The organism is Rummeliibacillus pycnus (assembly GCF_050459865.1).
Classification (GTDB): Bacteria; Bacillota; Bacilli; order Bacillales_A; family Planococcaceae; genus Rummeliibacillus; species Rummeliibacillus pycnus_B.
In genome coordinates this window covers 1-15100 of sequence record NZ_JBCMNM010000104.1, presented here as the reverse complement: position 1 = coordinate 15100, position 15100 = coordinate 1, and the positions used below count along the sequence as shown (strand labels likewise).

Genomic DNA, 15100 nt, shown 5'->3' with positions numbered 1-15100 from the left:
AGCTAATTCCACTTCATTCAAAAACAGATATATACTATAAATATTTGTATTGCTTTACTTTTTCAGTGGCCTCGTGTTTGGGTAAGAAGGTGAAGAATCATTACATACCAGTTCCGAAAACTATTCCCGCGGATACTCAATATGAACAACCTAATAAATTAAATAGAGCCGATAAAAAAAGAGCTATTGGAAATAATCAATATCATTTCCAATAGCTTTTTTTAGTTATTCATAATGCTTGAGAAAATCCGATGATGTATCTTCGCATTTTCGAGGCCTTCCATATTTTGTGGTCGATCATAACCAATCCATACTGCAGATGTATAACGATCTGTTAAACCTGCAAGCCAGTAATCTCGATAATCATTTGTTGTTCCTGTTTTAGCACCAACATAAGGAGCATTTACATGAATCCCCATACCTGTACCGTGTTGGACAACATCAGACATTAAGAATCGAATGTGTGACACTGTACTTGGAGACCAAACTTGTTTCGATTGGGTGTCCCATTTGTATAGTACATTACCATTACTATCTTTTACACTACGTATAGCATGTGCAGGTCGATAATCCCCATTTATAAAGCTCGTATATGCATCTGCTAATTCTGCCGTCGTTACACCATGAGTTAAACCACCAATTGCTGCAGCATAGACATGGTCTTGTTTCGTTAACGAATCAAATTGGAAAGGTTTTAAGTAGGAAAAAGCCTTTTCTACGCCGATTTGATTGAACAATCGCATAGCGACTGTATTATAGCTATTTCGGAAACCTTGTTGAATGGTTACATTTCCTAGAACCTGCCCCCCATAGTTTTGAGGACAATAATTTCCTTTACAGAAAGGTGCACCACTGACATATGTATATGGTGTAGCATTTGTCTCTTCAAAATATGGGGCATAATCGATTAACGGTTTAAAGGCTGAACCGGGTTGACGAGCACCTTGGAAAGCTCGGTTATAATCATATTTCCTATAGTCTTTCCCTGCGTAAACACTAATGATTTCACGATTTGTATTGTCAATTACAACAGCAGAAGCCTGTAACTCACCGCGATTTGCCAAAATCTGATTAATATTTGAGGTATCAGCAGCTTGCTTGGTAGGTGATAATGCTGTTTCAATAGTTAAGCCTTGATTTAATAGCTTATTAACACGTTTCGTAAGCTTTGTATTAATCGCTTGTCGTTGTTGAGACGATTTTGCAGCTTGTAATTGTTCTTTATACCCCTCTTTTGTAGCAATAAGCTCACGAAATTCATTCATCACATACGTGCTATAATCCGGGTACAATTGCTTTTTCTTCTTTAGAGTAATAACAATTTTTTCTTTTTTGATTTTTTCAGCTTCATTTTTGGATAAAACATCTTTCTCCACTAATTTATCTATTAGACGCTCTTGTCTCTTTTTTGTATTTTTGAAATGTCTTAATGGGTCATATAGAGATGGGTTATTCGGAATAGCGGATATAAAAGCCATTTGGGCTTTAGATAATTTAGATACTGGTTTATTGAAATAGTAAGTTGCAGCACCATTAATACCGTAAACACCATTACTAAAATACATTTCGTTCAAATACATGTTCAAAATTTCATCTTTTGTTGTTTTTCGTTCAAGTTCATAAGCATAAAAGATTTCATATATTTTTCGTTCATATGTTTTTTCTTGAGATAAGTAACGCATACGAACGAGTTGTTGAGTAATGGTACTCCCGCCTTGAGAAGCCTCACCACTAGAATTGTTAGCGATAAAGGCACGAGCAATTGCAGTCATATCAAAGCCTATATGATCATAAAAGTTTGCGTCTTCACTATAGATAAATAGTTGTTGTACAAATTCAGGGATATCTACAAGCTCTAATGGCTTTCTCCACTCTGTGTATTCTTCAGAAAAGACTTTTTGATTACGATCTTTTAGAATAGTAGGGACTAGCACATTAGGAGCATCTAATTGAATATTCGCTGTAAATTGTTTTTCAAAGGCTTTCGCAGTTTGTAATTCGATTGAAATTTTCTCAAAAAGAAAAAATAGCAGAGGAAGACTACAAATTATAATAAGACTACCTACTACTTTTCTCAAATATATCCTCCTCTTTAGTCTTATGTATAGATTTGGGAATTTTACTTCACCATTTAAAAGAATAGCACATTTCTAATAAGAGATGGACAAAAGAAGTAAGATTTTTAATAGTCCAATTAACGAAAGAAAGTGTCTAAAAGATGAAGATCAATGTTCTAGACTGAAAAATACTTCTATTTATGTTAGACTAGGACAGGATGTAGTAAAGAAATAAAAAGAGTATATGCGTAAAGTGAATGTTGTTTCATAAAAATGATCTAATCACTTTACCAATATTTAAATGAAGCAAGCCTATTTTAAATTTAAGGAGATGTAATTATGTACCCACAATTTACAACTGAAGTAGCAGAAAACGAAGTATTAGTAGAAATGAACACAACTTTAGGTGCTATCAAAATTAAATTATTCCCTGAACAAGCACCAAAAACAGTTGAAAACTTTTTAACTCATGCTAAAAATGGATACTACGAAGGTATTATCTTCCACCGTGTTATCAAAGACTTTATGATTCAAGGTGGCGATCCAACTGGAACAGGTATGGGTGGCGAAAGTATTTATGGTCATTCATTCGAAGATGAATTTGCTCCTGAACTTATGAACCTTCGTGGTGCTCTTTCAATGGCAAATGCTGGTCCAAACACAAACGGTAGCCAATTCTTTATCGTACAAATGTCAGAAGTTCCTGCTAATATGATTGGTCAAATGCGAGATGCTGGCTTCCCAGAAGAAGTAATCAATGCTTATAAAGAAAATGGTGGTACTCCATGGTTAGATGGAAAACACACTGTATTCGGTCATGTAGTGGAAGGTATGAATATTGTTGATGAAATCGCTAATGTTGAAAAAGGTTTCCAAGATAAACCAGTAGAAGACGTTGTGATTAAATCGATTAAAGTTATCGAAAAATAATAAGGAGATGTATGATTTATGAATCTTTGGATTTTAAATGAATTCCTATATTTTCCTGAAGATAAATCAGAATATATTCCTGCTGCAATAGAGATGGCAATTATTCTTGTTTTATGTATCCTTGTTTTTAATTTCTTTAGAAAAAAAGCAAGAAAAGACTTAGAAAAAACAAGAGAATTAGAAGAGAAAATCTTAAAGGAAAAACAATCTTCTCCAAATCAACATTAAATAAAAAATCCTGTACTAGCTATTAGAAACTAGTACAGGATTTTTTTTATTGAAGATAAATCCCCTAAAATGATTGTCTAAGATGCTTTTGATGCTCTGTCCGACAGGGGGGGATTATTCATGGATAGTTGGGTCAAGGTTCATGAAAGTATTATTTAAAAGCTTTTATAAAACGGTTGATGCCATCTTCAACAGTAGATTGTGGACAGGCAACGTTCATGCGTAAGAAGCCTCTTCCTTGTTCGCCATACTTTGTACCAGGCTCTAATGCTAATTTACCTTTTGAGAGCAAGCGATGCATCACTTCATCCTCTGAAAGGCCTGTATTACGGTAATCAATCCATAGTAAGTAAGTAGCTTGAGATTTATGAATTTTGATTTCAGGAATTGCTGTAGTTAACTTTTCAATAACTAAATCCATATTTGAAGAGATATATGATAAGAGTTCATTAAGCCATTCTTCACCCTCTGAAGAATAGACTGCTTCAACAGCTGTTGAAGCAAAAATATTTAATCCCATTTGGGCATGCATATTCGCATTCTTTATTAATTTTAGTCGTTTTTGATTATCCGATACAATTGTCATAGCTACTTGAATGCCTGCAATATTAAAAGTTTTTGTAGGAGCCATACAAGTAATAATGTGGCTTTGTAAATCACCAGCAATTTTTGCGAGTGGTGTATGCTTATTTCCATCTAACGTTAAGTCTGCATGAATTTCATCAGATAAGATCAGTACATCATTTTTTACACAAATACGAATGATTTCTTGTAAATCATCTTCTGACCATTCAATACCACCAGGATTATGAGGGTGGCATAGAATAAATAATTTGACGTCTTCAGCTGCAGAAATCTCATCAAATTTTGCAAAATCAAAAGTGTAGGTTCCATCTAATTCAATTAGTGGGCACTCTTTCAAAGTACGGTTTAATCCCTTTGGAACATGAAAGAATGGTGCATAAACTGGTGGCGTAATCAATACTGCATCATTTTCTGATGTAAATGTTTCAATGATAGATGCAATTGCTGGTACTATCCCTTGATGATAAAGCACCCATTTTTGTTCGACATGATAGTCATAACGCTTGTCCACCCAAGAAATAAATGCATTTGTACAGGAATTACTTTCAAAGGAATAGCCAAATACAGGATGATCTAGTCGTTTTTTGAGAGCATCGATTAGTATCTGTGGCGCTGCAAAATCCATATCAGCAATCCACATAGGTAGAACATCTGATGCGTCTTCAAGCTGATATATAGAAGTTAATTTATCCCACTTAACAGAATTTGTTTGAGTCCTATTTTCAACATGACTAAAATTATTCAAGCATATCACTCTTTTCTTTTTTTCTTATTATGTTATCATAACCAATATCATAGAAAAGTAAATTAGGTGAAATTCGATGGAAAATATTGAAATGAATAGAAAAGCCATACACACTTTAGAAGATTGGAATCCATTTGCAATGGATGATTTTTCTTATGATACAGAAGCTGCAGATGTTGTAGCAGCTCTGCAAAATATTGATAATCCTTCAGAATTAGGAAAAGTAATTCAAGGGATTTATGAGCAATCATTTGAACAATGGATTCCGATTGAAGAATGCATTGATATATCTTATAAACTTTTAGCAATAAAATTCGAAGCAAAATGTATTATTTAAGATTCTATATTATTCAGGTTTTGAATTTATAAAGAAAAAGCCTATCCTTAAAAATGTTTAGCTAATTTTTAAGGATAGGCTTTCCTATTTATATCTTATTACTTTTGTATTCCATCCAATAGGTTGGACACCGGTACTTCAAGGGCATTTGATAATTTTAATAATGTCTGCTCAGAAGGTATTTCCTCGCCAGATTCATAGCGTGCGAGTTTTTCAATACCTATGCGAGTTTTTAATGCTAACTCATCTAATGTAAGAATACGTTCTTTACGTAACAAGCTTAATTGAATATGAAGATTATCTTTCATCATAAATAAAGCACCCCTCTTAATTTGATGTTTTATATGTGAAATCTATTATAACACGTTATAAAGCAGAAAAATTAAGTATCAGTGACAAAAGTAAGAAAATTTTATTATTTGAAAAAATTTTCGTACATTATTTGAGAACAAATTAGTATATTAAGTTATTTTTTCTCAAGGTTATTCCATGTGCAGTCTCTCCTGAATACAGAAAAGATGTTTTCGATTCGGGCCTTCCAATGATATTCGGGTCTAAACGAGCTGCTTCAGCTTTTAATTAATATTTGGAATTTTTGCCCGAGTTCAGAGGACTGTGCTATAATTTACGTGAAAAAATGTATATAGAAGTCACGGAAAGTAGGAAGGACAGATGGCAAAAAAATACGAAGTAGGAGATGTGCTTACCGGAAAAGTTACAGGTATCCAGCCATATGGCGCATTTGTTGCATTAGATGAAACAACTCAAGGTCTTGTGCATATTTCGGAGATTACGTACGGCTTTGTAAAAAGTATCACAGATTTCATTAATATTGGCCAAGAAGTTCAAGTAAAGGTACTTGAAGTTGATGCAGATGCAAAAAAAATAAGTTTATCAATCCGTGCACTGCAAGAACGTCCGCCAATGAAAAGAAAAGACTTAACACCTCGTAAATCGCTACAAGATCGTGTTGATGAGAACGATTCGGTAGGCTTTAACTCACTTAAAGTAAAGTTACGTGATTGGATCGAAGAATCGGGTATTAAGTAACCAACAAAAAGCTATTTCGCGTAGTAAGAAGCGAAATAGCTTTTTTGTTGGTTTACTTTTTCATCTTGCGGATACGATATTGTAAATTTTGACGACTCATACCAAGAGCTTCAGATGCTTTGGTGATATTATGGTCATACATATCAAGTACTTTATTTAAATAATATTCTTCTGCCTCACGCAAATAATCATCGAGTGGTAAAAGCTCTTTATCATTTTGAACGACAAAATAATCTGGGCTTTTTTCTGAAGAATTAAACTCTTGCGCTTTCCATTTAAAGTGAAGTGGTAACAAATCATAGTTAATCAAATCTTCGTTAGTCACCATGGACATCATATCATCAAGCAACATTTCTAATTCTTTTAAGTTCCCTGGCCAATCATAGTGCATAAATAATTGTTCAACTTCCGTGGACATACCCTTCAGTTTTTTACCGAACAACTTATCATAACGTTTTAAATAATCATTTATAAATGGTTTAATATCTTCCCTTCGATTACGAAGGGGAGGTACGATTATCGAAACTGATGCAAAGAAATAGTATAGCTCTTTCAATAATTCACCTGAGCCGATCAAATCAATTGGATCTCCACCTATGCTCGCGATAAATAAATGCGAATCTTGCCTATGTTCTTCGAGCAATGTAAGGCAATCTTTTTGTAACTCCAGTGATAAATATTCAATTCGTTCACAGAAAATAGTGCTGCTATCACTAATTTGTAATTGTTTTTTTAAACGTTCAATCATTGAAGTATCTGAACGGTTACAGAAATAGGTGATGAAATTTTCGTTTGCAGGTGTTGATGCGTTATGAATGGCTTCTGCTATTAAATCCTTTCCTGTACCAGATTCCCCAATAAGTAAGACAGGAAGTCTTGCTGCTGCAGCCTTTTTGGCAGTTTCAATCACTTCACGCATTGGTTCAGATACTGCTGTGATGGTATTAAATGTAATTTGTTCTCCATAACGACGTAACGGCTGGTAGACAAGCTTTTCTAACGTAGTAATATCTCTAGCGATTTCAATAGCACCTAGAAGCTTATTATTTTCTAATATTGGATAGGTATCGTTAATCGTAGTAATCTCTTGACCATTCTGATTCCAATATGTTTGTTTTACATTATGGACAGGTTCTGCTGTTTGTAATACTTTCAGCAATGTACTATCTTCTTTTTCGAATTGGAAAAGTTCCAATATCGAGCGATCACGAATATCCGCTAAATGAAGCCCCTCAATTTCTCTCATTTTCTCATTATAAATAACTGTTTTACCGTTTGTATCAACTGCATGTATGCCTACGGAAACATGTTTTGTCGCAAATTCATAAAACGGCAATAATTCCTCTTTATTCATATCCATTTTTATCACCTGAAAAATTTTTAGATTTTTTTTAAAACTTTTACTTGAAAAATGCAATTATATTTTGCATTATTATAAGTGTAAACGACAAATGAATGCAAATATTTTTTGCACTTCGATCACAAGGGAGGATAAGAAATGATTCCGTACACAACAGAACCATTAACAGATTTTTCGAAAGAGGAAAATCGTCAAGCATATCAAGAGGCTTTAAAAAAAGTACAAAGTGAGCTTGGTCAAGATTATCCATTGATTATTGGTGGGGAAAAAATTACAACTGAAGACAAAATTGTATCTTACAACCCTGCAAAAAAAACAGAGGTAGTAGGTACTGTTTCAAAAGCGAACCAAGAGCTTGCAGAAAAAGCAATGAAAATCGCTGATGAAACATTTAAAACTTGGAGCAAAGTAAAACCTGAAGTACGAGCGGATATTCTATTCAAAGCGGCAGCTATTACAAAACGTCGTCGTCATGAAATGTCAGCTCTTATGACTTTGGAAGCGGGTAAACCATGGATTGAGGCAGATGCAGATACAGCAGAAGCTATTGATTTCTTGGAATACTATGGTCGTCAAATGCTTGAACTTAAAGACGGTAAACCAGTTCAAAGTCGTCCAGGTGAATATAATAAATTTGGATATATTCCATTAGGTGTAGGTGTTGTCATCTCTCCATGGAACTTCCCATTTGCCATCATGGCAGGTACTGCAGTTGCTGCTGTGGTAACAGGGAACACAGTATTATTAAAACCAGCTTCAACAACTCCAATTATTGCTTATAAATTTATGGAGATTCTTGAAGAAGCAGGTCTTCCAGCTGGTGTTGTGAACTACATACCAGGTTCAGGTTCAGAAGTTGGTGATTACTTAGTCGATCACCCTCGTACTCGTTTTGTAAGTTTCACAGGTTCACGTGATGTAGGTCTTCGTATCAATCAACGTGCATCTGTTCAAAACGAAGGACAAATTTGGATTAAACGTGTTATCGCTGAAATGGGCGGTAAAGACACAATTGTTGTAGATAAAGAAGCAGATCTTGAATTGGCAGCTCAATCTATTGTTAAATCAGCATTTGGTTTTAGTGGTCAAAAATGTTCAGCATGTTCACGTGCAGTTATCGTAGAAGACGTTTATGATCAAGTTGTTGATCGTGTAGTTGAACTGACAAATGCTTTAACAGTTGGCGATCCTGCCGATTTCAATAACTTTATGGCAACAGTTATTGATGCAGCAGCATTCAATAAAGTAACAAGCTACTTTGAAGTTGCAAATAACGAAGGACGTATCGTAGCTGGTGGTACTGCTGATGATTCAGTAGGTTACTTTGTACGACCAACAGTAGTTGCGGACGTTGCTCATGATGCTCGCTTAATGCAAGAAGAAATCTTTGGCCCAATCGTTGCGATTTCAAAAGCAAAAGATTTCGATGAAGCAATCGAAGTAGCAAATAATACAGAATACGGTTTAACAGGTGCCGTTATCTCAACAAACCGTGACCATATTGAAAAAGCTCGTGAAGAATTCTTCGTTGGAAATCTTTATATTAACCGTGGCTGTACAGGTGCAATCGTAGGCTACCAACCATTTGGTGGATATAATATGTCAGGTACTTGCTCTAAAGCAGGTGGTCCAGACTTCTTAACATTACACATGCAATCTAAATCAGTTTCAGAAACACTTTAATAGATTACTATTTAAATAAGCAGGCAAAGGGGTGATTATTTTTGCCTGCTTACTATTGAAGATTAATTGCGAAGAATAGAAGTGTTATATAAATGAAGGGTATTTTAAGGGGGAAATTTAAATGGTATTAACAGGTTCTGAAAAAATTATCGCTCAAACAAATGAATATGGTGCAAAAAACTATAAGCCACTTCCAATCGTTATTTCTGAAGCTGAAGGCGTTTGGGTAAAAGACCCAGAAGGAAATAAATACATGGATATGCTTTCTGCTTATTCTGCTGTAAACCAAGGTCACCGTCATCCTAAAATTATTCAAGCATTAAAAGATCAAGCTGATAAAGTAACATTGACTTCTCGTGCTTTCCACAGTGATCAACTTGGTCCTTGGTATGAATTAGTAAGTGAGATTACAGGTAAAGAAATGGTATTACCAATGAACACTGGTGCAGAAGCTGTTGAAACAGCATTTAAAGCAGCTCGTCGCTGGGGTTATGATGTTAAAGGTATTGAAGATGGCAAAGCAGAAGTTATCGCTTGTAATGGGAACTTCCATGGCAGAACAATGTTAGCGGTTTCATTAACATCTGATCCAGAATACCGTCGTGGATTTGGACCATTACTTCCAGGTATCAAACTTGTAGATTATGGCGATATCGAAGCATTAAAAGCTGCTATTACGCCTAATACAGCAGCATTCATTGTAGAACCAATACAAGGTGAAGCAGGTATCATTATTCCTCCAGCAGGATATCTAAAAGCAGCTCGTGAACTTTGTCGTGAAAATAACGTATTATTCATTGCTGATGAAATTCAAGCTGGTCTTGCTCGTACAGGTAAAATGTTTGCGTGTGAATGGGAAGATATTGATCCAGACGTATATATCCTAGGTAAAGCGCTAGGTGGCGGTGTATTCCCAATTTCATGTGTTGTTTCAAGCAAAGAAATTCTAGGCGTATTCAATCCAGGTTCTCATGGTTCTACATTTGGTGGTAACCCAATGGCATGTGCTGTTTCAATTGCTTCATTAAATGTTTTACGCGATGAAAAACTAGCAGAACGCTCATTGGAACTAGGTCAATATTTTGTTGAAGAATTAAATAAAATCGATCACGAAGATATTAAAGAAGTTCGTGGTCGTGGATTATTTATCGGAATGGAATTAAAAATAGAAGCTCGTCCATATTGTGAAAAATTAATGGATTTAGGTTTATTATGTAAAGAAACACATGAATCAGTTATCCGTTTTGCGCCACCATTAGTAATTACTAAAGAAGAATTAGATTGGGCATTGGATAAAATTCGCGAAGTCTTTAAAAAATAAAATATAAATAGTCAACATAGTCGTTGAACTATGTTACAATGTTTGCACCTAGAACTATTTTTAACCACTATTAAGAATAAAAGAGGCGAAAAAATCAAATGGCAGAAAATCTAAACCTGTTTACATCTACACAAGCTGTTATTAAGGATGCTCTTCAAAAACTTGGTTATGACGAAGCAATGTATGAACTTTTAAAAGAGCCACTTCGTATGTTGGAAGTACGTATTCCAGTGAAAATGGATGATGGTTCTGTAAAAGTATTTACAGGATACCGTGCACAACATAATGATGCTGTTGGTCCTACAAAAGGTGGCGTTCGCTTCCACCCTCAAGTTTCAGAGGAAGAAGTAAAAGCTTTATCTATGTGGATGACTTTAAAAGCAGGTATCGTTGATCTACCGTATGGTGGCGGTAAAGGCGGCGTCATTTGTGACCCACGTCAAATGTCTATGGGAGAAGTAGAACGTTTAAGCCGCGGATATGTTCGTGCAACAAGTCAAATTGTTGGACCAACGAAAGATATTCCAGCTCCTGATGTTTTCACAAACTCTCAAATTATGGCTTGGATGATGGATGAATACAGTCGTATTGACGAATTCAACTCACCTGGTTTTATCACTGGTAAACCGATTGTTTTGGGTGGTTCACAAGGTCGTGACCGTGCAACTGCTCAAGGTGTAACAATTATTATTGAAGAAGCTGCAAAACGTCGTGATATTGATATTAAGGGTGCACGTGTTGTCATCCAAGGTTTCGGTAATGCGGGTAGCTTTTTAGCGAAGTTTATGAGTGATTTAGGCGCAAAAGTAATTGGTATTTCAGATGCTTATGGTGCATTACATGATCCAGACGGCCTGGATATTGATTATTTACTAGATCGTCGTGATAGCTTTGGTACAGTAACGACATTGTTTGAAAACACGATTACAAACCAAGAGTTACTTGAATTAGATTGTGATATCCTTGTACCTGCCGCTATTGAAAATCAAATTACTTCAGAAAATGCTCATAATATCAATGCGAAAATTGTAGTGGAAGCAGCAAACGGTCCAACTACAACTGAAGCTACAAAGATTTTATATGATCGAGGTATTCTATTGGTACCAGACGTACTTGCAAGTGCTGGTGGTGTAACAGTTTCTTACTTCGAATGGGTACAAAATAACCAAGGTTACTATTGGTCAGAAGAAGAAGTAAATGAAAAATTGATGAAGAAAATGGTAGAAGCTTTTGAAAATGTTTATAATGTAGCAACTACTCGTAATATTGATATGCGCTTAGCTGCGTATATGGTAGGTGTACGTAAAACTGCTGAGGCATCTCGTTTCAGAGGTTGGGTTTAATTATATAGGTTGAGTCGGCTCGAGCAGCCACTTGCAACTAGAATTCATAAAAAAGCCGGAGAACTGTGAAAATGTTCTTCGGCTTCTTTTTTATACACTTTTTAATGGACGAACATTGTCCTTTTTCACTATACGGTGTGGCCCTCTATTTGGAGCAAATAGTGTGCTCAAGCTAACGAGACCTGCAATCGCAATAATTGTATAAATTACGCGTGCTCCAAAGCTAGCTTGCCCGTTACGGAAAAGTGTAGCAACAACATCAAATTGAAACAGTCCTAAAAGTCCCCAATTTAATGCTCCTATAATTGTTAAGAAGAGACAAAATCTCTGGAATCCATTCATCGAATCACCTCCATGGACAGTCTGGGGAATAAATCTAGAATTCATTCAATAGTGGAAAATAAAAATGCGAAGAGTAAATTTACTCTTCGCATAAGCATGATTAATTTAAGGTTTCCGGTCTATCACTAACATGATTCCATTCCTGGACACCATTGTCTTCATCAAATGATATATGAACTTTTGAGACATTTTTTTGTGCTAATATTATTTCCACTAGGTGATCACGGATATCATCTACATAGGCAAAACTTAATGTAGGATCAACTTCAGCGATTAGCTCTACATGTAGAAATTCGCCTTCTTTTAGTACGACTAATTTATTTATATCTTGGATATTCGGATCATCCAAAACGAGATGTGCAATGTGATTGAGCATTTCTTCATCTGTTTCACCGATTACACCTCGTGCATTTTCTAAAAAGACAACACCTACTACGTAGAACATCATTACACCGATTAGTATGGATGCAATACCTTCAACTTGTAAAAAACCTGTAAAATGCGAAATAAGAACCGCTATTAAAGCAAGTACGCCTCCAGATGTTGCAACTAGGTCTTCCATAAATACTAATTTTGTAGCAGGTTTTGCATTACCTAAATGCGTAAATGCTTTTGGTAGCGATGTAATTGGATTTGATTCCAACCCAGAATCATGGCAAATTTCTGAGGCTGCTTTTAATAATACAGAACCTTCCATGATAATCCCAATTGCTAATACTGATATACTAATCCACATTTTAGAGGATTCAGCTGGGTGTTGAATTTGATGCCATCCTTCTACGATTGTCTCATAAGATAATATCCCAACAATTAAGACGGCACCTAAACATACTAAGTTTACTACTCGACCGAATCCTTTAGGAAACTGACGGGTTGGGGCTTTTTTAGATAAAGCAGAACCAATAAAGACAAAGAATTGGTTTGCTGCATCGCCCAATGAGTGCATCATTTCTGCGAACATTGCGACATTCCCTGTAAAAAAGAATGCAATAGCTTTTATGATTCCTAAAAATAAGTTAACAAATGCTGCTAGCAGGGAAGGTTTATTTCCGTGCTGTAAAAGTTTCCACAAATCTTTCATTATTTAACCCCTTTAAGACAATATTTCAATTTCTACTTCTTCTGTATAAGGAAGCTTTTTAATCTCATTATATAAAGAGATGATATCTAGTTGTTTCGAGATCGCTGAAAAACGGAGATTTACTTGGTGTTGTATTTCATTGTTTGACAATCGAACATCCTTTATACGAATATGATCCACTTCCATATGATGACCATGAAGATATTTTAATATATTTTGTATGTCATTTGCATCTTTCAAGTAAAGAGTTAATGAAACATCTTTTGTACGTAGGCGTTTCGGTCCCATTTTAAAGAAGAGAGGAGCGATTACTTCAACACCTATTAGTACAAGAATAACTGCGATAATTGCTTGCAAATAAAAACCAGCACCGACAGCAATACCAATTCCTGCTGCCCCCCAAATCATTGCAGCAGTTGTTAGCCCGCTTATGCTATCGTTGCCTTTGCGAAGAATAACACCAGCTCCCAAAAAACCGATTCCACTGACAATTTGAGCTGCTAAACGCAGAGGATCCATCGATACGTTAATACCAGGTACAGGTTCTGCGTTAAAAACTGATTCGATTGATACAATTGTTAACAGACAGCTAAAGGTAGCGATAACGAGACTGGTTTTTAAACCAACCGGCTTTCTCTTTAATTCCCGCTCAATACCAATACCTAAACTTAATAGTGCTGCAATAATAAGTTTAAAAATGGTTTCATATGTAAGTGAATTTTCAACTATTGCATCAATAATAATTTCCTCCTCTCAAAATTCAGCTTGTGCCAAATAATAATAAGTGTCAAAATGAAAGACAACATGTTCCTATTGTACAACTATGCTGGAGATATGTGCCATACGTTTTTGGGGGGTGAATAGGATGGATAAGCCAAAAGTTCATCCGTTAATTGCGATATTTATTGGGGTCATTTCTGTTTCTACATCTGCTATTTTAGTGAAATTAGTAGCAGCAGATTCAGGCGTGATTGCATTTTATAGAATGTTATTTTCAGTGTTGTTAATGGCGCCGACTTTTCTAATATATTATAGAAAAGAAGTTTTCGATATTGAAAAAAAAGATTGGGTTTTTTCTATAATTTCAGGGATTTTCTTAGCCTTTCACTTTATTTTATGGTTTGAATCATTACGCTATACATCTGTTGCTAGTTCAACTGTCCTTGTGACATTGCAGCCGTTATTTGCTATTGTAGGTACATTTGTTTTCTTTAAAGAACCTATTGCTTTTAAAACTGTTTTTTCAGGAATCGTTGCAATTGCTGGTAGTATACTGATTAGCTGGGGAGATTTTAAAGTTGGTGGATTAGCATTCTATGGAGATATGTTAGCGTTAATTGCGTGTTCGTTAGTAACTGGTTACATGTTATTCGGACAAGAAGTAAGAAAAAGGGTCTCACTGACAACTTATACGATTGTTGTGTATACAGCGAGCACTATTACGTTATTCGTTTATATTCTTATTAAAGGGGAATCGTTTGGTCCTTATCCAACGATGGATTGGATATGGTTTTTATTACTAGCGATTATTCCAAATCTTTTAGGGCATAATTTATTTAATTGGGCTCTTAAATGGGTTTCAGCTAATGTGATTTCAATTGCGATATTATTTGAACCTGTAGGGGCATCAATACTAGCTTATTTCATTTTCAATGAACATTTAGTTAGTACCCAAGTCGTCGGGGGAATAATAGTTATTATTGGTATCACACTCTTCGTTATCGATGAATCAAAAATTAAAAAATTATTTCAGAAAAACTATTGATTTATTAAAATAGATGAGGTATAGTAATACATGTCGCTAAGACGTGATTGAAAAACTAATATCTCATCTACTTTTTCTTCGCAAAGCTTTTTCAGAAAAGTTGTTGACAAAGAAAAAAGAAGATGATAAGATGTTTAAGTCGTCGAATTGATGACGAGATATGAACCTTGAAAACTGAACAAGCAAGACGTTAATCAATAAACTTTGATTACTAACTATTGTTAGTAACAAGGACAAACAATAGATATCATCTTATGATGATACGCTAGCAAA

General features: G+C 35.2%; 16 protein-coding genes. 9 read left to right on the top strand and 7 right to left on the bottom strand.

Annotated features, from left to right (window positions below; genetic code table 11):
- The coding region (locus ABE048_RS18420) for a hypothetical protein (RefSeq protein WP_430312732.1) at positions 1-215 on the top strand (215 nt) is incomplete at its 5' end.
- Positions 216-221: 6 nt separating this feature from the next.
- Here the strand turns inward: ABE048_RS18420 and ABE048_RS18415 are convergent.
- A complete protein-coding gene (locus ABE048_RS18415) occupies positions 222-2078 on the bottom strand; it encodes a transglycosylase domain-containing protein (RefSeq protein WP_430312731.1) in 1857 nt (618 codons plus the stop codon).
- A gap of 318 nt (positions 2079-2396) precedes the next feature.
- Between ABE048_RS18415 and ABE048_RS18410 the strand changes: the two genes are divergently transcribed.
- Together ABE048_RS18410 and ABE048_RS18405 are read left to right on the top strand one after the other, a co-directional pair.
- A complete protein-coding gene (locus ABE048_RS18410) occupies positions 2397-2987 on the top strand; it encodes a peptidylprolyl isomerase (RefSeq protein ID WP_430312730.1) in 591 nt (196 codons plus the stop codon).
- 18 nt (positions 2988-3005) lie between these two features.
- Positions 3006-3215: a hypothetical protein gene (locus ABE048_RS18405; RefSeq protein ID WP_430312729.1), complete on the top strand. Its 210-nt coding sequence runs from the start codon at positions 3006-3008 to the stop codon at positions 3213-3215.
- A 151-nt stretch (positions 3216-3366) separates the two neighbouring features.
- Here the strand turns inward: ABE048_RS18405 and ABE048_RS18400 are convergent, their stop codons facing one another.
- The gene (locus tag ABE048_RS18400; protein WP_430312728.1) at positions 3367-4554 is read right to left on the bottom strand and encodes a MalY/PatB family protein; all 1188 of its coding nucleotides are present in this window, start codon (positions 4552-4554) and stop codon (positions 3367-3369) included.
- 67 nt (positions 4555-4621) lie between these two features.
- Between ABE048_RS18400 and ABE048_RS18395 the strand changes: the two genes are divergently transcribed.
- Complete coding sequence (locus ABE048_RS18395) at positions 4622-4882, top strand: DUF1871 family protein (protein WP_430312727.1); 261 nt, start codon at positions 4622-4624, stop codon at positions 4880-4882.
- Between the two features lie 98 nt (positions 4883-4980).
- Here ABE048_RS18395 and ABE048_RS18390 read toward each other — a convergent pair whose 3' ends face one another.
- Positions 4981-5193 (bottom strand): helix-turn-helix domain-containing protein, encoded by a 213-nt coding sequence (locus ABE048_RS18390; RefSeq protein ID WP_430312726.1) that lies wholly within the window; start codon positions 5191-5193, stop codon positions 4981-4983.
- A gap of 361 nt (positions 5194-5554) precedes the next feature.
- On the opposite strand from ABE048_RS18390, the gene yugI reads away from it, so the two are divergent.
- Positions 5555-5932 carry a S1 domain-containing post-transcriptional regulator GSP13 gene (yugI, locus tag ABE048_RS18385; RefSeq protein WP_430312725.1) on the top strand — a complete coding sequence of 126 codons (378 nt, stop codon included), beginning with the start codon at positions 5555-5557 and terminating at the stop codon, positions 5930-5932.
- Between the two features lie 52 nt (positions 5933-5984).
- Here yugI and ABE048_RS18380 read toward each other — a convergent pair whose 3' ends face one another.
- The gene (locus ABE048_RS18380; protein WP_430312724.1) at positions 5985-7292 is read right to left on the bottom strand and encodes a sigma 54-interacting transcriptional regulator; all 1308 of its coding nucleotides are present in this window, start codon (positions 7290-7292) and stop codon (positions 5985-5987) included.
- A gap of 138 nt (positions 7293-7430) precedes the next feature.
- Between ABE048_RS18380 and pruA the strand changes: the two genes are divergently transcribed.
- The 3 genes from pruA (at position 7431) to ABE048_RS18365 (ending at position 11639) form a co-directional block, all read left to right on the top strand.
- Entirely contained in the window at positions 7431-8975 is a 1545-nt protein-coding gene (pruA, locus tag ABE048_RS18375) for an L-glutamate gamma-semialdehyde dehydrogenase (protein WP_430312723.1), read from the top strand.
- 121 nt (positions 8976-9096) lie between these two features.
- Positions 9097-10296, top strand: coding sequence for an ornithine--oxo-acid transaminase (locus tag ABE048_RS18370; RefSeq protein ID WP_430312722.1), 1200 nt, complete (start codon positions 9097-9099; stop codon positions 10294-10296).
- A 98-nt stretch (positions 10297-10394) separates the two neighbouring features.
- Complete coding sequence (locus tag ABE048_RS18365; RefSeq protein WP_430312721.1) at positions 10395-11639, top strand: Glu/Leu/Phe/Val family dehydrogenase; 1245 nt, start codon at positions 10395-10397, stop codon at positions 11637-11639.
- A gap of 90 nt (positions 11640-11729) precedes the next feature.
- Here the strand turns inward: ABE048_RS18365 and ABE048_RS18360 are convergent, their stop codons facing one another.
- From ABE048_RS18360 to ABE048_RS18350, 3 genes are all read right to left on the bottom strand, one after another.
- The gene (locus tag ABE048_RS18360) at positions 11730-11981 is read right to left on the bottom strand and encodes a DUF378 domain-containing protein (protein ID WP_430312720.1); all 252 of its coding nucleotides are present in this window, start codon (positions 11979-11981) and stop codon (positions 11730-11732) included.
- Positions 11982-12081: 100 nt separating this feature from the next.
- The gene (locus ABE048_RS18355) at positions 12082-13062 is read right to left on the bottom strand and encodes a cation diffusion facilitator family transporter (protein ID WP_430312719.1); all 981 of its coding nucleotides are present in this window, start codon (positions 13060-13062) and stop codon (positions 12082-12084) included.
- Positions 13063-13074: 12 nt separating this feature from the next.
- Positions 13075-13800 carry an MgtC/SapB family protein gene (locus ABE048_RS18350; protein ID WP_430312733.1) on the bottom strand — a complete coding sequence of 242 codons (726 nt, stop codon included), beginning with the start codon at positions 13798-13800 and terminating at the stop codon, positions 13075-13077.
- Between the two features lie 127 nt (positions 13801-13927).
- On the opposite strand from ABE048_RS18350, the gene ABE048_RS18345 reads away from it, so the two are divergent.
- On the top strand, positions 13928-14827 hold the full coding sequence (locus ABE048_RS18345) for a DMT family transporter (protein WP_430312718.1): 900 nt from the start codon (positions 13928-13930) through the stop codon (positions 14825-14827).
- Positions 14828-15100: the final 273 nt, after the last annotated feature.